Source organism: Pseudomonas sp. JL2 (genome assembly GCF_031570495.1).
Taxonomy (GTDB): Bacteria; Pseudomonadota; Gammaproteobacteria; order Pseudomonadales; family Pseudomonadaceae; genus Aquipseudomonas; species Aquipseudomonas rhizophila.
Map to the genome: position 1 here is coordinate 86,714 of NZ_JAKUDH010000007.1, position 22,324 is coordinate 109,037.

10 protein-coding genes are annotated in these 22,324 nt (G+C 63.0%); all 10 read left to right on the forward strand.

What is annotated here, in order from left to right:
• Nucleotides 1-184 precede the first annotated feature (184 nt).
• The 10 genes from MKS85_RS12035 to MKS85_RS12080 all read left to right on the forward strand — a co-directional run bounded on the left by MKS85_RS12035 (nucleotide 185) and on the right by MKS85_RS12080 (nucleotide 22,161).
• Nucleotides 185-12,727, forward strand: a complete 12,543-nt coding sequence (locus MKS85_RS12035; protein ID WP_310662906.1) for a filamentous hemagglutinin family protein — start codon at nucleotides 185-187, stop codon at nucleotides 12,725-12,727.
• 367 nt (nucleotides 12,728-13,094) lie between these two features.
• On the forward strand, nucleotides 13,095-13,697 hold the full coding sequence (locus MKS85_RS12040) for a transposase (protein WP_047228943.1): 603 nt from the start codon (nucleotides 13,095-13,097) through the stop codon (nucleotides 13,695-13,697).
• A 74-nt stretch (nucleotides 13,698-13,771) separates the two neighbouring features.
• Nucleotides 13,772-15,328 carry a ShlB/FhaC/HecB family hemolysin secretion/activation protein gene (locus MKS85_RS12045; RefSeq protein WP_409078011.1) on the forward strand — a complete coding sequence of 519 codons (1,557 nt, stop codon included), beginning with the start codon at nucleotides 13,772-13,774 and terminating at the stop codon, nucleotides 15,326-15,328.
• A gap of 17 nt (nucleotides 15,329-15,345) precedes the next feature.
• On the forward strand, nucleotides 15,346-17,181 hold the full coding sequence (locus tag MKS85_RS12050) for a DUF2341 domain-containing protein (protein ID WP_047228945.1): 1,836 nt from the start codon (nucleotides 15,346-15,348) through the stop codon (nucleotides 17,179-17,181).
• Between the two features lie 11 nt (nucleotides 17,182-17,192).
• Entirely contained in the window at nucleotides 17,193-17,618 is a 426-nt protein-coding gene (locus MKS85_RS12055; protein WP_092455456.1) for a biopolymer transporter ExbD, read from the forward strand.
• 2 nt (nucleotides 17,619-17,620) lie between these two features.
• Entirely contained in the window at nucleotides 17,621-18,325 is a 705-nt protein-coding gene (locus MKS85_RS12060; RefSeq protein ID WP_310662908.1) for an energy transducer TonB, read from the forward strand.
• Between the two features lie 39 nt (nucleotides 18,326-18,364).
• On the forward strand, nucleotides 18,365-20,056 hold the full coding sequence (locus MKS85_RS12065; protein WP_310662909.1) for a putative porin: 1,692 nt from the start codon (nucleotides 18,365-18,367) through the stop codon (nucleotides 20,054-20,056).
• A 15-nt stretch (nucleotides 20,057-20,071) separates the two neighbouring features.
• Nucleotides 20,072-20,719: a hypothetical protein gene (locus MKS85_RS12070; RefSeq protein ID WP_047228949.1), complete on the forward strand. Its 648-nt coding sequence runs from the start codon at nucleotides 20,072-20,074 to the stop codon at nucleotides 20,717-20,719.
• A 21-nt stretch (nucleotides 20,720-20,740) separates the two neighbouring features.
• Nucleotides 20,741-21,220 carry a YbjN domain-containing protein gene (locus MKS85_RS12075; protein ID WP_076385216.1) on the forward strand — a complete coding sequence of 160 codons (480 nt, stop codon included), beginning with the start codon at nucleotides 20,741-20,743 and terminating at the stop codon, nucleotides 21,218-21,220.
• On the forward strand, nucleotides 21,217-22,161 hold the full coding sequence (locus MKS85_RS12080; RefSeq protein WP_076385214.1) for a peptidylprolyl isomerase: 945 nt from the start codon (nucleotides 21,217-21,219) through the stop codon (nucleotides 22,159-22,161). The genes MKS85_RS12075 and MKS85_RS12080 overlap by 4 nt, the downstream gene beginning before the upstream one ends.
• Nucleotides 22,162-22,324 lie beyond the last annotated feature (163 nt).

The following is a 22,324-nucleotide window of genomic DNA, read 5'->3' on the forward strand; positions in this document are numbered from 1 at the left end:
CGATCAGCAACGGTGCAAGCCGTTGCTGATTTTTGCGTCACACCGGCGCCAACACAGCCACATGAAATTTTCATGACATCCGTTCGGTCCCGAGCGGCTGTAACCGCCTAACCCCTATAACCAACGCTGGCAGCTTGATAGCACTGCGTTGTGCCCCTTAGAGCAAACCGAAAGGATGAGTAGGATGCTGCGCTGCAAACCTCAGACGAAACTGAATGCCCCCCGTCGCGATGGCGAGTTGTCGATGTTGCGGCTCAAGCCGCTGGCCCAGGCCATTGCCCTGCTGATGGTGGCCGGCAATGCCCACGCGGCGACGGCGTTCAGTTCGGCCTGGTTTGCCGCCAAGGGCGCGTCTCAGGCCGGTGGCGCGGGGCGACCTACGACCGCGCAGCCAGGCATGCCGCCACCCCTGGCGCAACAGCAACGGGCCAATGCGCAGTTGCAGCGTTCGCTAACCAACCTCAACAACACCGTGGCCGCCATCGCGGCCCAGCAGGCGGCCCAGGCTGCGGGGCGGCAAGCCGCATTCGGGCAGGTGCAGACCGTGCCCGACGGTTTGGGCGAGGGCGGGCTCAAGGTCGATAACAGCCTGACCCAGGGCTGGCTCAACGCCAAGGGACCGCAGCAGACCCAGGTCGGCGGCAAGACCACGGTGAAGATCGAGCAGACCGCCGACAAGGCGATTCTCAACTGGGAAACCTTCAACGTCGGCCGCAATACCACAGTGGATTTCCAGCAGCAGTCGGACTGGGCCGTGCTCAACCGGGTCAACGACCCTCAAGCGCGACCGAGCCAGATCCAGGGCCAGATCAAGGGCAACGGCACGGTGATGCTGGTCAACCGCAACGGCATCATTTTCAGCGGCAGCAGCCAGGTCAACGTGCGCAACCTGGCGGCGGTGGCGGCCAACGTCAGCGACGAGCAGTTCAGCCAGCGCGGCTTGTACGTCGATGCCACTGGCACCCAGCCGACCTTCACTGACGCCGCCGGCAAGATCGAAGTGCAGCGCGGTGCGCGGATCGAGACCCACCGCGCCGCCACCTCCACCGCCGGGGGCGGCTATGCCTTGCTGCTGGGCTCGGAAGTGGAGAACGCCGGTTCCATCATCACCGCCAAGGGCCAGACCACCCTGGCAGCGGGCGACAGTTTTTATATTCGCCGGGGTCAGGGCACCAGCGGTAACCCGCGTTCCACCACCCGTGGCAACGAGGTCGCGACGTCCCTCAAGCCGGGCAGCAGCGCCGGCACGGTGATCAACAGCGGCCTGATCCAGGCCAGCACCGGCGACATCACCCTCACCGGGCACAATGTGCAGCAGAATGGCGTGGCGGTGGCGAGCAGTTCGGTGGACACCCGCGGCACCGTGCACTTGCTCAACGCCTTCAGCGACAGCACCGGCAGCGTCACCCTGGGGCAGGGCAGTGCCACGGCGGTGCTGCTTGACGCCGGCGGCGGCAGTGCCCTGGACAGCCAATACAATGCCGGGCCCGCCGGCCTGGACGGTACGCCGAACAACCTGATCACCGGTCGGTTCAACAACCTCAGCAGCGTGGTCGACCGCACCGACCAGTCGCGGGTCGAGATCGTCAGTGGCGGCAGCGTCGACTTCCAGAACGGCTCCATCACCCTGGCCACCGGCGGTCAGGTCGCGGTCAGCGCCGCCGGTCGCAGTCTGGTGCGCGATGGTGCGGTGATCGACGTGTCCGGCGCCATCGGCGTCAAGGTGGCGATGGAGTCCAACTCCATCAAGGTCAACGTACAGGGCAACGAACAGCGTGACGCACCGGTCAACCGCGAGGGCGGCAAGTTGACCAACAACGATGTCTGGGTGGACGTGCGTGATTTGATCTACGTGCCGGCGGGCACCAACGGTTATGCCACCGACCGTTGGTACACGGCGGGTGGGCTGCTGGAAGTCGGCGGCTACCTGGGCACACGGGGCCACAGCATGGGTGAATGGGCCGCCCAAGGTGGCACGCTGACGTTCACCGGCAACGACGTGGTGACCCAGCAGGCGGCGCAGTTGAACCTGTCCGGCGGTACCCTGGATGTGCAGAGCGGCTACCTGCGGCAGTCCTGGCTCAGGGGCCCCAATGGGCGCTTGTATGAATTGTCCAAGGCGCCGGGGGACATCCTCTACAGCGGCATCTACAAGGGTTACGAAGACCACAGCCAACGCTGGGGCCAGACCGATTACTACTACAACCCACTGATCGCCCCCCGCGAGCGCTTTGAGGCCGGCTACACCGTTGGCCGCGATGCCGGCAAGCTGGTGGTGTCGACCCGCAACGCGGTGCTGGAAGGCCAGATCGTCGGCGAGGTCTACCAGGGCGAACGCCAGAACCAGGCACCGAACCTCAACCTCGACGGTTACCAGCAATCGCAAAACGCCGTGGCCCGGCGGGCTCAGTTGCTGGTGGGCAGTTACACGCCGATCTACGACAAGGCCAGCGGTGTGATCAACAGTGCCCTGAACCCTACCTTCGATCAGGTCACCGTCGGCGAGGTCAACGACAAGATTGCTGCGGGCCTTGACCTGACCTCGGTGGTCGGCACTGATCGGCAAGGCAAGTTGGTGCTGGACAATGAGCTGCTCAATGGCTTCCAACTCGGCGCGGTCAAGGTGGCAGCGGCGCAAGGCATCAAAGTCGACGGCGCGCTCAACGTGGCCGATGGCGGTGATATCACGCTTTACGCGCCGCAGGTGGAAGTGAACGCCGACCTGACGGCCCGCAGCGGTCGCATTGCCCTGGGTAACGTGCTTAAACAGGTCAGAACCGATAATTTCCAGATGGTAGACGTCGTGCTTTCGCCTGCCACCGGTCAGCGTGCAGCGGTCACGTTGGGCGAAGGCGTGACGTTGAACACCGCTGGGCGGTGGAGCAATTTGCTGCTCGACGGCAACGACCGTGAAGGTCTGCCGTTCATCAATGGCGGTACGGTGTCTGTGCGCAGCAGTGGCGATATCGATGTGCGCCAGGGCAGCCTGATCGACGTCAGCTCCGGTGCTGCGGTCATGGCCGATGGCAAGACCCGCGGTGGCAAGGGCGGTGACTTGACCCTGACCGCCAGTACCGGCGCGTCGTCCGGTAACGGCGCCTTGAACCTGGACGGTGAACTGCGCGGCACCGGGGTGAGCGGTGGCGGGACCTTGAAGCTGGCGGCCAACAAAGTGCTGATCGGCAACAGTGGCTCGCCACTGGAACCGGGAACGTTGCAACTGGACGGCGACTTTTTCGACAAGGGTTTCTCGGCCTATGACATCACCGGCAACGAAGGCCTGACGGTGGCCGATGGGACCCGGGTCGATGTGACGATGCCGGTGTACCGTTTCGGCGAGCAGGCGTTGACTACCGGCAGCAACGCAGAGCCGGCTGATGCCTTGCAGCGCTGGACGCCGGAGCTGTATCAGGAAGATGCGATCAAAGGTGTTCTCACCCAGCGCCACGGCGCGAGCCTGAGCCTCACTGCCGGTACCGCGAACTCCAGCGCGGCAGACATGGCCAGCACGGTATTGAACATCGGGCGTGGAAGCGTGATCAGCGTCGATCCGGGACAAGGCATCGACTTGCGCAGCATCGGTCAACTGACCGTCAACGGCACCCTCAACGCCTGGGGCGGACGAGTCAGTCTCACCGAACTGAGCGTCAGCAACCCAGTTCGCAACCCGGTCAATGCCCAAGGCCATGGACGCTCCATCTGGTTAGGCGAGCAAGCATTGATCGATGTCTCCAGTCGGGCCGTGACTGCCCAAGACATGCGCGGCCAGACCTATGGCCTGGTGCATGACGGCGGCGAGATTGTCATTGGTGGTCAGATTGATGTCGCGAAAGGATCGGCTTCGGCGCCGGAATTGTTCGTGGTGATGCGCGAGGGGGCACGCCTGCAAGCGGATGGCAGCCAGGCAATGCTGGATGTTCCTGGCCAGGGACGCACATCGGTGACGAGCAACGGTGGCAGTATTTCCCTGGCGTCGGCCAATGGTCTGTACCTGGACGGCGAATTCAGCGCCCGTTCCGGTGGCACGGGGGCCGCAGGGGGCAGTTTGTCGGTGGCGCTGGAGACACCGTATTACCTGAAAAGCGCGGTCAATGACCGGGTCTTGCAGGTGCGTGAACTGGTGCTGGGACAAACCGCCCAGGCGAGCCCGCTAAGCGACACCGCCAAGGCCTCGGCGGATTCGTTGATCTATGGTCATGGGCGTTTGGGTGTGGACCAGGTCCAGGCGGGCGGCTTCGACAGCCTGTCTCTGCTGAGTAACGGCATTATTAGTATCCGTGGCGACGTGTCGTTGTCCCTCGGCCAAAGCCTGAGCCTATATGCGCGTAGCTTCGGGTTGAGCACAGCCGCGCCAGCCGACACCCGTGTTCAACTTAATGCAGCTCATTTGCTGCTGGCGGGGCCGGCGGCCAGTCTACCGAATATGGATTCCTATACCCGACCGCTGATCGAAGGCGACGTATCGCCACTTGCGAACAAGGCGGTGCTTTCCGTCAACGCCGACTTGTTGGATGTACAGGGCAATGTGAGATTCAGCAGCAAAGGCACGCTGAGACAGGCCAATGGCACCACGGTCGAGTTGGAGCGCGCCGGGTTCGACCTGGTCCAGTTAAGCAGCCGTGGTGATTTGCGCTTCCTGGCGGGATTCTCCAGCGAAGGATTGCCTACGGGCTTTAGCACGCAATTAATGACTCCTTCGGACATGATCCTGCAAGCGGCGCAACTGTATCCGGCGACCGGGGTCGGGGCTCGGGTATTGGCGGGGTATAGCTTGAGTGGCACCTCTGCCTACGACCCGGCGCGCAGCTTGGTCATCGGGCGGACTACCCAGGTGACGCCTCAGGTACCTTATTCGGCATTCGGTCACTTACAACTGGGCAGTGCGAATATCGAGCAGGGGGGGGTGGTTCGGGCCCCGCTGGGGTTGATTGAGGTCGGCACCAACGACGGCACTAGCATCACTAGCCAAGTGGACTTGCTGCCGAACAGCCTCACTTCAGTCAGTGGCCTCGGTCTGGTTCTGCCTTACGGCGGTACCGTCGATGGTCAGAGTTATGAATACGCGGGCAAGAAGGTGGTGCTTCTGGGGCAAGGGGCCATCTCCTATGGCAACGGGGATCTGAATATTGGTGTGATTCTGGGCGGAAAGTCTGTTGCGGCCCAGGAAGGCTCGGTACTCGATCTTTCGGGTGGCGGTGATCTGCTGGGTGCCGGTTTCATTTCCGGCCGTGGCGGCTCCACCGACGCGCGCTTCAACCCGCTGGTGCAAATCGGTGCCAACGGCGGCTTTACTTTACCGGGCCTGGCCAGCAACCCGGTCTACGCCATTGTGCCGGGCAACCAGAGTGCATACGCACCAGTGGCTCCCGAGGGCGGCGCAGTGGACCCCAGGATCGGACAACAAATCACCATTGGCGCCGGTGTACCGGGGCTGGCCGCCGGTACCTATACGCTGATGCCGTCCACCTATGCCTTGCTGCCGGGGGCGTTCCGGGTCGAGGTCAACGGTCTGGCGGGTCAGGGTTCCACGGCGGGTGCGTTGCAGATGCGCAACGGCTCCTGGGCCACCGCCGGGGTGCTGTCGGTGGTCAATACCGGGCAGCGCAACAGTCTGTCCAGCCAGGTCATCCTGACTTCGGGCGATGTGCTGCGTCGCTATTCGCAGTACAACGAAACCAGCTACGCCCAGTTCGCTGTAGCCGATGCCGCACGCCTGGGCGTGCCACGAGCCCTGTTGCCGGTGGACGCCAAGACTTTGAAGTTGAAACTCGCGCCAGGAGCGGGAGATCAGGCGTTCTCCTTTAAAGGCATCGGCAAGTTCGCGCCTCAGAAAGGTGGCTACGGCGGTACCGTCACGGTGGTTGGAGGTAATGGGGCGTTGGAGGTCGTTGCCGATGGGCGCGGGGCCACGGCCGGCTTCGAGGGCGTGACCCTCAATGCCGAAAGCCTGAATGCCTTGAATGCATCGCGTCAGGTTATTGGCGGGCAGTTCTTGACGCTCTATGGTCAGAGCGGAAACTACATCACGCCCTCGAGCAGTGGAGGTAGAACCTCGTCCAGAGTGATCTTGCGTGAAGGCGCTACGTTGGCGGCACCGGAGGTTTTCCTGCTGGCCAGCAGCGAGGTGTCGATGGAACAAGGCGCCGCCATCAATACCATTGGTCGTGGCGCGGCTGCCTACGATGCCCATGACGGTTTTATCTATGACCTCAATGTGAGTGGTCAGAACTTGCTGGCCGCCTCCAACGGCTTGCTCAACGTGTTGGCACCCTCATCGGGCAGCAGCGGCTCCATCAACATCGGCGGCTGCAGCCTGACGCCATGCAGCGGCGTCACCCGAATTCATTCCGAGGGCGGCATCGTCGCCGCCACCGGAGGGAGCCTGGAATTGGACGACAAGGTGCGCTACGGCACCCGTCACCTGACCCTGGCCCTGAGCAATATCAACGTCGGCACCGCCCCGGCATTGAGCGACGCAGCGGCGCGTCAGGTCTTGCCGGCCGGTCTGACCCTGAGCCAGACGGTACTCGATCGCCTGTTGCGCGGGGACACCGAATACGGCGCCCCGGCCCTGGAAACCCTGGAACTGTCGGCGCGTGAGGCGTTGAATTTCTACGGCACTGTCAGTCTCGACACCTATGACCCGGCGACGGGCAAGTCGCGGTTGGCCAACCTGATGCTCAGCACGCCGGCCATTTATGGCGCAGGCAGCGTCAACGACGTGGCGACCATTCGCACCGCCAACCTGATCTGGAACGGCGCCGTTGGCGCGCCGGGTTCGGTGATTGCCGGCGGGGCCGGCACCGGTGCCGGTCGCCTGGACATCCAGGCCCAGCGCATCGAATTCGGCTATGGCGATTTCGCCCAACCGAGCTCGATCACTACCCTGGACCGTCTTGCACTGGGCTTCGCCAACGTCAACCTTAGCGCCAGCGAACGCCTGACCGCCAACCACAAAGGCAGCCTGGCGGTGTATCAACGCCAGGGGGCCTATGACGCGAAAACGGGCTACGCCTACAGCGGCGGCAACCTGAATATCCTCACCCCGTTGCTGACCGGTGAAGCCGGCTCGGTCAACCGCATCACCGCAGGCGGCGCGGTCAACGTAGCGGGCACAAGCGCCAAGCCGGGCAATGTCTCCGGGCTTGGGGGCGAGTTGTCCATCAAAGGCGCGAGCCTGAACCTTGCCAGCGCGGTGATGCTGCCCAGCGGCAAGCTGACCCTGAGCGCGACGGATGACCTGACCCTGGCCGATGGGGCACTGATCGACGTGGCGGGCCGCACCGTCACCTTCAACGATGTGACACGCTACAGCGCCGGTGGCGAGGTGATCCTGCAAAGCCAGAGCGGCAACATCCGCCAGGCTGCTGGTTCCAGCATCGACCTTTCGGCGCGCAACAACCAGGCTGGCCGGCTCAGTGCGGTGGCCCTGGACGGCGCGGCCGGTGTGGTCGATTTGCAAGGGCGGATTCTCGGCAGCAGCACCGGCGAATATGACGCCGGCGGCACAGCCATGCCGTACCTGGCCGGTGGCGTGGAGATCCAGGCCCAGCGCCTGGGCGGTAGCGGTAACCTCAGCGAGCAGTTCGCGGCCTTGAACCAACGGTTGAATGACGGACAGCTGTTCGGTTCCCGCAGCTTCCAGCTCAAACAGGGCGACCTGGTGATCGGCAACGAACTCAAGGCCTCGTCCATTGACGTGTCCCTGGACAATGGCAGCCTGCTGGTCAACGGCAAGGTGGACGCCAGCGGCGAGCGGGTCGGCAGCATCCGGCTCGCGGCCGGGCGCTCCCTGACCCTGGGCCGCAACGCGGTGCTTGACGCCCACGGTAATCGTCTGCGGGTGGACAGCTACGGCAAGATCATCGATTCGCCGAACCGTGCCATCGTTGACCTGACTTCCCGCAACGGCGTGCTGACCCTGGCCGACGGTGCACGCATCGATCTGCGTCATGGCACCGCAGCGCCTGCCGGGCAGCACGATGGTCGTGCCCGTGGCACGCTGGAACTCAATGCACGGCGTGCCGGCTCGATTCCGACCCAGGGCGACATTGCCATCGATGCACGCGGTAGCCTGGATATCCAGGGCGCCCGGTCCATCGCGGTCAACGGTATGTGGCAGTACAACGACGCAGCCTACGGCAGCGATCCGGCAGCCAGCGGACGCCCTTATCAGGTCATCGACCAGGCGTACCTGGATGGCAAGCACCAGGACAGTATTGCCTTCATCAACGCGGCGCTGGCCAACGGCGATTTGATGCAACGTAAACTCGCCGGTCTGAACAATGCTCGATATGCCGATGCGTTCCACCTGCGGCCCGGTGTGGAGATCGTCAGCGCGACGGCCGACGGTGATCTGGTGGTGCGGGGTGACCTGGACCTGTCCGGTTATCGCTACGCCAGTGTGAATCCGCATACTCGTAAAACCGCCGTGTACGGCTCCGGTGAGTCGGGTGCGCTGACGCTGCGCGCCGGGGGTGACCTGAACATCTATGGCAGCATCACCGACGGATTCGCCCAACCGCCCGCGACCAACGACGACAAGGGCTGGGTGCTGTTGCCGGGCATTGATTTCGCGGCGGGTGATATTGTCGTGCCCGGTACCGGTGTGACCCTGGCGGATGGTACGGCGTTTCCAGCGGGCTCGGTGCTCAACTTCGACGTACCCCTTAAGGGCGCGACCCTGGCGGCGGGAACACGCCTGCCGGTGGCGGCGACGCTTGATCAGCCACTGGTGCTGCCGGCGGGCACGGTGCTGGCTGCGGCGGTGCATGACGCCTCGGGTAATCTGTTGTTCGCCGCTGGCACTTTGTTGGCTTCGACCCAGACCCTGGAGGCGGGCACGGTGCTGGGGGTAGGCAGCCTGCTGGGCAGCGGCGCAACAATACGCAGCCTGATCTGGCCAAAAGGCGTTGCCTTGCCAGGCATTGCGGGCGCGAGCAACGGCTTGACCAATGTGCTGCGTCTCAGCGGGGCCCTGGCGCTGAGTGTGGGTTCGAAAATTCCTTCAGGTACCGACATCAAGTTGCCGGCCGGTGTCGAGTCGGTGCAGTTGCGTCCGGAAGTGGCGGGGAGCAACTGGGCCATTGCGCCGATGCTGGCCGAGGGTTCGCAGTCCTGGTCGTTGCGCCTGGTGGCCGGCGCCGATACGCAGGCGGCGGACAGCCGGGTTGTGCAGCCTGTGTTGGCGGGTGGAGATCTTCATTTGGCTGATAGTCACTACGGCATGTTTGGCAAGGCCGGGGCGGGGGGGCTGGTGTGGACCGAAGAGGGGGCGGAAAATTTCGGAGATCCGAGCCTGGCAGGTAAATTCATTGATTTTGAGAACGTTGCCTATCCAGGGATGTGTGAGGATACCCCGTCGTTTTGCAAGGCCAGTAGCGGCTTTGTCTGGACGGAGGAAGGGGCGGAAAACTTCGGGGTTCCAGACCTCGTGGGTCAACCGATTGATTTCGAAAACCTTGCCTATCCTGGAATGTGTGACGACACCCCGTCGTTTTGCACCGCTGTTGGGCAAACGGAATACAAGGCAGGCAGCCAACGTTGGAGTGTGATCCGCACCGGAGCGGCAGACCTTGAGCTGCTGTCGGCGGGCGATCTGAAAATGGATTCTCTGTACGGCGTCTACACCGCCGGCAGTTCAGCCAGCGAGACTTATGCCAACGACCCGTACAATCAGCCCAAGGCGCTGGGGGCGGCGGGCAAGGTGCTCAATGATGCACTAGGTGAAAACGAGCAGTTCGTGGATGGTGGTAGCAACAGTCTTTATCGTGCCTGGTACCCGGACTTTGGCGGCAACCTGAGCTTGAAGGTTGGCGGCAATCTGACCGGTAATAGCCTGGACGTATCGAGTACGGATAGGGGGCGGCCCAATGGGGGAGACGTTGGTTACGATACGGTCAACGTCGGCAATTGGCTGTGGCGTCAGGGCAATGGCTCAGTCGCAACCGGCACGCAGGCACAACCCACCGCTTGGTGGATCAATTTTGGCAGTTACACTGCCGCGAAGGACGGCAAGGCTGATTTGATGGTCGGGTTTACGGGGTTCGGTACTCTAGGCGGCGGTAACCTGAATGTTCAGGTGGCCGGCGATGCGGGGGTGCTCGATCAAATGGCAGGGAGTGGTCTTGTGCCGATCAGCAACAGCCGCAGCCAAGGACTGGTTCTTGCCGTGGGCAGCACCGGGCGTGTGGGCGCTGATGGCAGCCTGCAATTGACCGGTGGTGGTGATCTTGATCTGCGTGTGGGTGGTGCTTTGAATCCCGAGAGCCTGTTCGTGAACGGGCATCTCAATGGCGCGGTCATCAACCTGCGGGGGCATGCGCAGATCGATAGCGGTGCCATCGGTCGAATCGACCTGCGCTATGGCAACGTTGCTTCGGTACAGTCTCCCGGAGAAACACGCGCTTATGACTCTTTCAGAGCTACGCGAAGCTTGCCAACAGGCGGGCTGACCCTGATGCCGGGCGATGCCACGTTCAATCTGAGCACTTCGGGCGACTTGGTAGTGATGGACGTAGCAGACCCGGGCCGGGCGCCGATGATGAGCGTTTCGCCCTTCAAAAGTGGTGCGACCAACGGATCGGGTGTCAGCTGGTTTACGTTGTGGACCGCCAACACGGCGATCGACTTGTGGTCGTCGGGAGGTAACCTGACGCCTTTCGTTAGCGCGACGGCCACGGATTTAGCCGTGGTCTACCCGTCGATCCTGAGGGCTGTGGCGGCCAATGGCAGTCTTTATTATGGCCAATCCTCGGTATGGGATGGAACCGGCTACAACGGCAACGATCGTCCAGCCCTGCTGCTCGCTCCTGGCATCAACAGTGAGTTGCAATTCATGGCCGGCGATTCCATCTACGGTGGCGATATGTCGGTCAGTCGTTCCGGTGCATCGTCTGCGGCCCTGGCGACACCGTTGCGCCCAGCCTTTGCCGGGCTCGTAAATGGCAGTGTGGTGGTCAGCAATCTCTCCGCTGATGCCAATCGTGTGCCTCCCAGCGCGGATACTTTACCGTTGATTACCTTCGATACCAGCAGCGCCTCCAACGAGTGGGCCGGCAACACGGATCCTGCTCGCTTTTATGCGCTCACAGGCGATTTGCTGGCAGTCGCGAGTGGACGAGCGATGAGGTACACCTCTGAGAACGATGGCCGATTCGGACAGATTTCCTTCGAAGGTATGGGGGCCGTTTGGATGAAGGCCGGACGAGACATTGTAAGCAGCGGTATACCGCTGGGCGGCTCGCTGACCAGCGACTTCTACTTAGGGAACTACACCAGCACCGGCAACCTCTTCATCCACAACAACTCCACCGACATCTCCATCGTCTCGGCCGGGCGCGACATCCTTTACAGCAACTTCAACGTCGCCGGTCCCGGCCTGCTGGAGATCACCGCCGGGCGCAATCTGCGGATGGACGACAAGGTCAGCATCAACAGTATCGGCGCTGTGGTGCCGGGGGATTCGCGCCCTGGCGCAAGCCTGGTGCTGCAAGCCGGCGCGGGACTCAACGGCGCGGATTACCAGCGCTTCGTCAAGGCGTACCTGGACCCGGCCAACCAGGCCCTGACCGGTGTGCCCCTGGCGAACCAGGACGGTAAAGTCGCCAAGACCTACGAGGCGGAACTGGTGGATTGGCTCAAGGAACGCTTCGGCTTCAGCGGCGACACCGAGCAGGCCCGCAGCTACTTCGCGGCGCTACCGGCCGAGCAGCAGCGGGTGTTTGCCCGCGACGTGTACTTCGCCGAGCTCAAGGCCGGTGGTCGTGAGTACAACGAAGTGGGCGGCGTGCGCCAGGGCAGCTACCTGCGCGGGCGGGAGGCTATCGACTTGTTGTTCCCAAGCAAGGATGTGGCGGGTAACGCGATCACCTACAAGGGCGATATCACGATGTTCGGCGGGGCGGGTGTGCACACCGATTTCGGCGGTGGCATCCAGATGCTCACGCCGGGCGGCGGGCAAACGTTCGGCATCGAAGGCAACGCACCACCGTCCACCGCCGGGGTCATTACCCAGGGTGAGGGCGATATCCAGTTGTATGCGCAGAACAGCATTCTACTAGGGCAGAGCCGGATCATGACCACCTTTGGCGGTTCGATTCTCGGCTGGTCGGCCCAGGGCGATATCAACGCCGGTCGCGGTTCGAAGACCACCGTGGTCTACACGCCGCCCAAGCGCTTGTATGACAGCTGGGGCAACGTGACCCTGTCGCCGTCGGTGCCGAGCACCGGCGCCGGTATCGCCACGCTCAACCCGATTGCCGAAGTGGCGCCGGGCGACATTGACCTGATCGCGCCCTTGGGCACCATCGATGCGGGCGAGGCGGGGATCCGGGTGTCGGGCAACGTCAACATCGCGGCATTGACCGTGGTGAACGCGGCCAACATCCAGACCCAGGGCAAATCCTCCGGTGTACCACTGGCGGCCACGGTGAACACCGGGGCCATCACCTCGGCCAGTTCGGCGGCGTCCTCGGCGACACAAGCGGCGGAAGACGTGGCGCGCCAGCAGCAGAACGCGGCGCGACAAAACCAGGCGTCGGTGTTCACCGTGCAGGTGGTGAGCTTCGGCTCCGAGCAACTGGCCCCGTCCCGCGACGGTGCCAGCCGCGACACGCCACGGGCCTACGACCCGGCCAGCCCGGTGCAAGTGCTGGGAGCCGGCCCCCTGGATGAACAGACCCGGCAGCGCTTGACCGAGGAAGAGCGGGGGCGGTTGAGTTTGTAGCGATCGGCTGGCACCGAGGCGCCGGCATCGCGAGCAGGCTCGCTCCCACAGGGTTGCTGGACACCCAGTACCTGTGGCGAGGGAGCTTGCTCCCGCTGGGCTGCGCAGCAGCCCCAAGCCAATCACCGCGGTGTGTCAGATACTCCCCAGCAGCCTTTTTGGGGCCGCTGCGCAGCCCAGCGGGAGCAAGCTCCCTCGCCACGGGAGCCGCGCTCAAGTTCCCATCGACGTCCATCCAAATGAAGCTTTCATGACAAAAGTTCGGTAGCACATCGCCATTCCCGTCAAGCCTGTGTGACGTGTTCGAGGGGACCTGCAAGGTCGTTTGGAACCGGGGCAGGCAGCCGGGAGTGAGGCGATGGGAACTATGGAACGTTATTCGAAAGTGGGCATGCAGGAGCTTGACCAGCGGTTGTCGAAGATCGTCGAGGCGGCGCGCAAGCAGCCGGTCTCGGTGTATCGCTACGGCGCACCGTGGGTCTGGATCGTTTCCCAGGATGACTGGCAGGGCGCACTCAAGGAAGTGTCCAGCTACATCCCGCAAGGCCATTCACTGGTGTTGCTGCGTCCGCAAATCGACGACCTGCTGGACGACCACCGCGACGTGCTGCAAGGCCTCACAGCAAGCGCCGAGATGCTGATCGCACCGCAGACCGTCATGCACATCCTTTTACTGCAACTGCTCTATTCGGTGCCCAGCGAGCAGCAACTCTACGAACAACTCAATTACAACCTGCTGTTCCGTTGGTTCGTCGGCCTGGACCTGAACCAGAAGGTCTGGCGCTTCGACGTTTTGAGCAAAGACCTCGCCACGCTGCTGGGCGATGCTCGGGCCGTGAGGCTCATCCAGAAAATAATCGGTGAAGTGTTCTGCGGTGCCTTGCTGCAAATGCCGGAGTTCTCCTTGAATTTCGCGCTGCTGCACACCTGGCTGGCGCGGCACGCCACGACATCGACTGCAAGCAATTGAACGGTACTTTGAATTCAGGGGGTGGTGTGGAGCATTTCTTCAAATCGCGACCAGCGCTGTGGGGCTGGTTGTTGTTGACGGTCGGGGGGCCGTCGGCGTTCGCCGCGCAAGCGCGGCAGGAGGTCGAATCTGCCCCGGCCCGCCTGGTGGACGTGAACGAGTATTTCGTGCGTGGCAACACCGTGCTCGATGCCCGGGCCATCGAGGAGGCGGTGTACCCGTTCCTCGGCCCGCAAAAGGCCTTGAGCGATATTGAGGGGGCCCGGGAGGCGCTGCAGAAGGCCTATCAGGCGCGCGGTTATCAATCGGTGTTCGTCGAGTTGCCGGAGCAGAAAGTCGAAGACGGCATCGTCTACCTGCAGGTCAGCGAGACCAAGGTCGGCCGAGTCCGTGTGGTGGGTGCCAAGCATTATTCGCCCGTGGAGATCCGCGAGGACGTGCCAGCGCTCAAGGAAGGCGAGGTGCCCGATTTCGCCCAGGTCCAGACCGAGTTGGCGCAGTTGAACAAGACCCCGGGGCGCCAGGTCATGCCGTTGGTACGCGAGGGCCAGCGGCCCGGCACTATGGATGTGGACTTGCAGGTCGAGGATCAGAACCCGTGGCAAGCCAGCCTGGGGCTCAATAACGATTACAGCGCCGACACCGAGAAGCTGCGCAGCGTCGCCAGCCTGGGCTACAACAACCTTTGGCAATTGGGTCACAGCCTCTCGCTGACCTTCTTCACCGCGCCCCAGGACACCGAAAACGCCAAGGTCTGGTCGGGCTCCTATACCGCACCGCTGGACGAGCACTGGAGTGTGCAGTTCTCCGGTTACCAGTCCGACAGCAACGTGGCGACCATCGGTGGCAGCAACGTCTTGGGCAGGGGCCATTCGTACGGTGTCTCGGCGATCTACACCTTGGCGTCCAGCGCCGCTTGGGCCAATACGTTTTCCGTTGGCGTGGATTTCAAAGACTTTGAGGAAGAGCTGAATCTGGGCGGCGCCAGCGACAAAGTGCCGCTCAAGTACGCGCCGTTCACCTTCGCCTACAACGGCTTTCGCTACAGCGAAAACAGCCAGTTGGGCCTTGGCCTGAGCCTGGTGGCGGGCACCCGCAGCCTGTTGGGCTATGGCAGTTCCGACGAAGACTTCGACTACAAGCGCTACCGCGCCAGCCCCAGTTTTGCGGTGCTCAAGGGTGACGGCAATTACACCTTCACCTTCGCCAACGACTGGCAGACCGCGTCCAAAGCCGCGTTCCAGCTGGCGTCCGGGCCGCTGGTTTCCAACGAGCAATTCTCTGCCGGTGGCGCGACATCGGTTCGCGGTTATCTGGCCGCCGAGCGTACCGGGGATGACGGCTACCTGCTGTCCCAGGAGTTGCGTACACCTTCCATTGCCAAGTTCCTCGGCAGTTATGTCCAGGAGTGGCGCTTCTACGCCTTCGCCGAAGGAGCGCAGTTGTACTTGCGCGACGAACTGCCCGATCAGGACGCGGATTACAGCCTGGCCAGTGTCGGCCTCGGCACTCGCGCGAGCCTGAGCAAATGGTTGTCCGGCAGCCTCGATTGGGGCTACCCGCTGCTCGAAGGGCCGAACACCTCGAAACAGGAATCGCGCCTGCATTTCAACCTGCAAGCGACGTTTTGAACCTAGGAGTCATGTCCATGCAACGCTTATTGTTATCCCTGTTTATCTGCCTGGGGCTGGTGCTTCCAGCCACGGCCAATGCTTGGTGGCAGGACGACTGGCACTACCGCAAACAGATTTCCGTGGACACCACGCCCCAAGGCGCGGCGATCAGCCAGGCCCTGGGCCGCACCGCATTGCTGGTACGCCTGCACACCGGCAATTTCACCTTCGACGGTGTCAAGGATGATGGCTCGGACCTGCGCTTTGTCAGTGCCGATGACAAGACCGTGCTCAATCACCAGATCGAAAGCTTCGACCCGTTGATGGGGATGGCCTTGATCTGGGTCGATGTACCGAACGTGGAGGGTGGCCAGCGTCAGGATCTGTGGATGTACTACGGCAACCAGAAGGCGCCGGCCACCGGCAGCGGCCAATTGACCTTCGACCCGGATTACACCGCTCTTTACCACTTCGATGGCACCACCGGTGTACCGCCCCGGGATGCCACGGCGTATGGCAACAATGCCCAGGGTGCCGCTGGAACCAGCATCGATGGCGTGATCGGTCGTGCCTTGCAATTCAACGGTCAGCCGCTGCTGTTGCCGGCCAGCCCTTCATTGCAGCACAGCGCCGGCGCGGCGTTCACATTCAGCGCCTGGCTGCGCCAGGATCAGGCCAGCGGTGAGCAGGTGATCCTGGCCCGCCGTGAGGCCGCCGCCAGCCTGTTGGTGGGGGTGAACCAGGGTGTGCCATTCCTGGACATTGACGGTCAGCGTGCCGTCTCGACTCAACCGTTGAACCCCGGCCAATGGCAACACCTGGCGTTGACCGCCTCGGGCGACCGGGTCGTGCTGTACGTCAACGGTCGTGAAACCGCGAGCCTGGCGGTGGCGATGCCGGCGTTCAATTCGCCGATGGCCCTGGGGGCCGATCTTTCTACGGGGCTTGCCTCCGACCCTTCAACTGATCTTCCCACCGGGGCTTTCGTGCCGTTCAGCGGGGCCATGGACGAGGTGCGGCTGTCCAAGGTCGCCCGTGCGGCGCCGCTGCTGTTGGCTGATGCCAATGCCCAGGGCGCCGAATCAAAACTGGTGGCCTACGGGGTCGATGAAGAGCAGTCCGGTTTCGGTTTCGGCAGCCTGGGTTTCCTGCTCAACGCTGTGCCGCTGGACGCCTGGGTGATCATCGCGGTGCTGGTGCTGATGATGTTCCAGTCGTGGGTCATCATGATCCGCAAGAACCGCATGGTCAGCCGCCTCAGTGCCGCCAACGAAGCCTTCCGTGAGCAGTTCGCCACGATCGGCACGCGCCTGGAAATGTTCGCCGACGATCAGGACCTCGCCCAGCGCCTGCAACATTCGTCCCTGTGGCGGTTGTACCTGGTGGCGGTCAAGGAGATCCGCACCCGTCGCGAGCAGGGCGCCGATACCTCGTCGGTGTCGGCCGCCACCATCGAAGCGATCCGCTGCTCCATGGACGGTGTGCGCACCCGGGAAAACCAGCAACTGAGCTCGAAACTCTCGACCTTGTCCAACGCCATCGCCGGCGGGCCGTACATCGGCCTGCTCGGCACGGTGCTGGGGATCATGGTGGTGTTCCTCGGCACGGCCATGGCCGGTGACGTGAACATCAACGCCATTGCCCCGGGCATGGCCGCGGCCTTGCTCGCCACTGCCATGGGCTTGTTCGTCGCGATCCCTGCGCTGTTTGGCTACAACCGGCTGATCACCCGCAACAAGGAAGTCAGTGCCGACATGCGGGTGTTCGTCGACGAGTTCATCACGCGCCTGGCGGAGATGCACGGCGAAGGACAGTCCGGTGAAGCGGCGCATCGCCGTGACCATCACGTTCAATCGCCCGTACCGGCCTGAGGAGCGCAGTCATGGCTAGCGTAAACGCTTCACACGATGACGACGATGACGCCGCGGTGGACAGCATCAACGTCACGCCGTTGGTGGACGTGCTCATGGTGGTGTTGGTGATGTTCATCCTCACCGCTACGGCACAGGTGTCGGGTATTCAGATCAACCTGCCCAAGGCCAGCGCCTCGGTGTCGTTGTCCGAAGCCAAGACCAAGGCCATTTCGGTGAATGACGGCGGGCAGGTGTTCCTTGATGCCTATCCGGTGACCCTGGGCGAGCTGGAGGAGCGTCTGCGTATCGAAAAAGCCCAGAGCCCGGATTTTCCGGTGATCGTGCGCGGCGACGCCACGGTGCAGTACCAGAAAGTCATCGAAGTGCTGGATCTGTTGCGGCGCCTGGAATTGTCACAGGTCGGTCTCGTGACCGGCAAACCGAGCCAGGGCTGACCATGACCGCCAAACTTCCCATCAACCCGCCCCCGGTGAAGAACGCGCCGCTGCGCCTGCTCAAGTGGGCCGCCGCCTTGGTGCTGGGTGGCGTGGCGGCCTGGCTGCTGTGGCAATGGGCCAATGACATGAGTGGCGTGCGCCGTGAAGCGCCGAAGGTGCCAACCATTATTCCGCTGCCACCGCCGCCCCCGCCGCCGCCGGAAAAACCCAAGGAGCCGGAGCCCCAGGTCGAGGAGAAAGTGCTCGAGCCAGAACCGACCCCGGAGCCCGAAGAGATCAAGCCCGAAGAAGAAGCGCCGCCGTCACCGGTGGATGACCTGGAGAACCCCATGCAAATGGACGGTGATGCCCAGGCCGGCAACGACGCGTTCAACATCGGTGCGGGCAAGGGCGGTGGCATGGCCGGGGCTGGAGGTGGACGGCTGGGTAACGGCACCTACAGCCAGTTCCTGGCGTTCACCTTCCAGCGCCTGCTTCGGGAAAACCCCGAACTGCGCAGCCTGGCCTTCTCACTGCAGGCCGACGTCTGGCTGAGCGCCGTGGGCGAGATCACCCGGGTCGAGCTGGTCAAGTCCAGCGGCAACGGGCAAGTGGATGAACAAGTCATCACCGCCTTGCGCAGCGCTCCCCCTCTGAGTGAACGGCCACCGGCCTCCCTGACTTTGCCCGTGCGCCTGTCCTTGCAGGGACGGCGTCCGGGTTAACCGAATATTTGAAAGTTTGCCAACAGGAGTTGTGTGCAGATGATTTCCAATGTGAATCGATTGTCTTGGGCAATCGGCCTGGTTGTATTGAGCCTGGCCGGGCACGCGGCCGCCGCCCCGGCGCCGTCGGAAAACGCCACGATCAATCTGATCCGCCTGCTGGTACAGCAGGGCGTGTTGAAGCAGGACCAGGCCGATGGCTTGATCGCCCAGGCCGAACGGGAAGCCGTGCAGGCCCGCCAGGCGGCCACGGCGGTCGTCGCAACACCGGCCGGCGCACCGGGGGATGTGCGGGTGCAATACGTGCCAAACATCGTGCGCGAGCAGATCCGCGATCAGGTCAAGGCTGAAGTCATGGCCACCGCCAAGCAGGAAAACTGGGCTCAACCCAACACCTTTCCGGATTGGGTCTCGCGGATCAGTTTTGATGGCGACATTCGTCTGCGCGATGAGTCACGCTACTACTCGGGTACCAACAGCAACGAAATCGTCGACTTCGCCCGGCTCAATGACCGAGGACCGTACGACGTCAACCCCAACAGCAGCTCCAGTCTGCCGCCGTTGCTCAACACTCGCGAAGACCGGGAAAACCTGTTCCGCCTGCGCGCACGCCTGGGCATGAAGGCGGTGATCGCTGCGCAATGGACCGCCGGCATTCGCATCGGCACCGGCTCGGACAACAACCCGGTGTCCACCACCCAGACCCTGGGCGGCGGTTTCGGCAAGAAGGACATCTGGCTCGACCAGGGTTACCTGACCTGGAAACCCTCGGACGACTTGACCCTGACCGGCGGGCGAATCGCCAATCCGTTTTACGCCACCGACCTGTTGTATTCCGGTGACCTGAACTTCGATGGCGTGGCGGCGATTTTCAACCGCAAGCTCAATCAGGACTGGGGCCTGTTCGGCACCGTCGGTGCGTTCCCAGTGGAGTACACCAACGACACCAGCACCAGCAACGGTTCCGACAAAGAGGAGAGCGACAACAAGTGGTTGTACGGGGCGCAGCTGGGGGCCAATTGGGCGATCAACGACAGCAACCGCGTCAAGGGCGCGCTGGCCTATTACCGCTTCGACGATATCGAAGGCCAGCGCTCCTCGCCATGCGAGCCGTGGGCCGGTGACCCGGGTTGCGACAGCGATGGCTCGCGCGTGGCGTTCATGCAGAAGGGCAACACGGTGTTCCTGCTGCGGGACATCACACCCAATCCTCTCAACCCGTCCACCACGCCACAGCCGCAGTATGTCGGCCTGGCCTCGGAGTTCAACCTGCTGGACCTGAATCTGCAGTGGGACACCGATCTGCCGCAAGACCTGAAACTGCGCAGCCAGGCCAACTACGTGCATAACCTGGGCTACGACGAAGGCGAGATGCGCAAGCGCTCCGAAGGGCAGTTCGCCAACAACCTGGACGAAAACGGTGAGGTGGAAAGCGGCGCCAACGCCTGGATGCTCCAGTTCACCTTGGGCAACTCACTGGAACTCAAGCGCCAGGGCGACTGGAACCTGTTCGCCGGCTACAAGTACATCCAGCCGGATGCCTTGCCGGACGGTTTCAACGATTCGTCGTTTCACCTGGGTGGCACCAATGCCAAAGGTTACTTCCTGGGCGGCAACTACGGTCTGGCGAGCAACGTCTTCGCCACCGGTCGCTGGCTGAGTTCCGAAGCGGTGTACGGCGCGCCGTATGACATCGATGTCTTGCAGCTTGAAATCAACACGCGCTTCTAAGCGCAGGGAGGCCTCATGAAAAGGCGAGCCATGAACCATTGTCCGGTAGCGTTGCTGGTGCTGGGCCTGCTGTTAAGCGGCACGGCCCACGGCGAAGGAATGGAAGAACGCCTGCGGGCGCAATTGCGCAGCACCACCGCGCAGTTGCAAACCTTGCAGAGTGAACAGGCCCAGGCCAGCGCCGCCCGGCAGGCGGCGCAAGACCAGGCCCGGCAAGCCCAGGAGCAGATCAAGCAATTGACCGCGCAGTTGAGCAAGGCCCAGGCCCTGAACGAGCAATTGGCCGGGCACGAGCAGAGCCTGCGCAGCCAGGCCCAGGCCCAGGTGGCGGCCAGCAACGACCAGATCGGCAAGTTCAAGAAAGCCTATGACGAATTGCTGGTCCTGGCCCGTGGCAAGGAAGCCGAACGTGCTCGGCTGGAAGCTCAACTGAGTGAGCGTGACACACAAGTGCAGCAATGTTCGGTCAAGAATCAGCAGATGTACGAAGTCGCCAAGACGCTGCTCCACGCCTACGAAACCATTGACGTCACCGACGTCATGAAAATCCGCCAGCCCTTCGCCGCCAAGACCCGGGTGCGTTTCGAAGAGCTGGCCCAGGGCTTTGGCGATGACCTCTACAAGAACCGTTTCGATGCGCCCCAGGCCTCGATCACCCATTGATAGCGCAAGGAAGAGTCGACCATGACTTCATTGATTGAACACGTCAGCCCAACGTCCCTGACCGAGCTGTTGCAAGCCGCCGGCTACCGGGTCAACGAAACGGAACAGAACGGCATCGTGCAACTGCTTAGCGCCAGCCAGGGCATCGGTTATGCGGTGCGCTTCGGCAACCTGTCGGCCGCGCCTGATCAGTATCTGGACTTCACCTTCAGTTGCGCCTTGCGGGTACAGGGTGAGTTGCCGGCCGGTCTGGCCGAGCTATGGAACGCTTCGCGGCGTTTTGCAAGGTTGTCGGTGCAGGGCGAGTTCCTGGTGATGGAAATGGATGTCGTGGTCGCCGCAGGTGTCAGCGCAGATCACTTGCGCAGCAACCTGGAGTTGTGGGATCGCCTGTTGCAGGAATTCATCGTTTATCTGCGCGAGTACAGCCAGAACGCGGCACGGATGCAGCCCCAGGTTGAACCCGCCGAGCCGCCGTTGGAGGAGGCCACCGCATCGTGAAAAAACCGACCTTTGTTATCAGCGCCGCCGCGTTGGGCCTGGTCGCCGTGGCTGTTGTGCTTGGCCTGAGGCCGGGCAGCGATCCGGTAGCGGCGGTGCAGACCGTCAGCGTTGCCTCGGCCGATTCGCCGAGTCTGGCCCGCTTGGGCAACCAGCAAGTCAGCCCGCAAGAGCTCAAAGTGTTGCTGTCAGCGCTGGCGCCGGAAGTTCGTCAGCAGATGCTCGGTAACCGAGCGGTCCTGGAGGGTTGGATCCGTACGCGGCTGGCGGAAAAAGCCGTGCTGGAACAGGCCGATGCCCAGGGCTGGCGTCAGCGCCCGGAGGTGGAACGCCAGACCCGGGCGGCGGCCGAGCAGATCGTGTTTCGTGATTACTTGCAGTCGGTTAGTCAGGTGCCGGCCGAGTATCCCAGTGAGGAGGAATTGCAGCAGGCTTACGAGGCAGGGAAAGCCAACTGGGCAGTGCCGGCGCTGTACCGGGTCAGCCAGATATTCCTGGCCGCGACCGAGCCGCAAACAATGGAGGCGACGCGCCGCAGAGCCGTCGAGTTGAGCCAGAAAGCCCAGGCGTCGCCCGCAGAGTTCGCCGCCCTGGCGACCCGGTTTTCCCAGGATCGCACCAGTGCCGAGCGCGGTGGCGACAGTGGCCTGCAACCGTTGCAGCAATTGGTGCCGCCAGTGCGTGAGGCTGTGGCGCGTTTGAAGCTCGGCGCCGTATCGGACCCGGTGCAGAGCGCGGCGGGCTTCCATGTGATCAAACTCACTGAACAACAGCCGCCCCGGGAAGCAACCCTGGAGGAAGTACGCGAGCGCCTGACCCAGGCCTTGCGTGCCCAGCGCCAGGAACAGATTGCCAAGGCTTACCTGGACGGCATGCTTGACACCGCGACCCTGAGCATTGATGGCGCGCAGTTGAGCAAGGTGCTGGAGGAGGCGCGTTAACCAAGCCCGCACCGAGCTTTTGTGGCGAGGGAGCTTGCTCCCGCTGGGCTGCGAAGCGGCCCCAAAAAGCTATATCCAGATTCCCGCTGGAGGACCGCGGCAAGCTCATTGTGGCTGCTGCGCAGCCCAGCGGGAGCAAGCTCCCTCGCCACGGGAATTATGC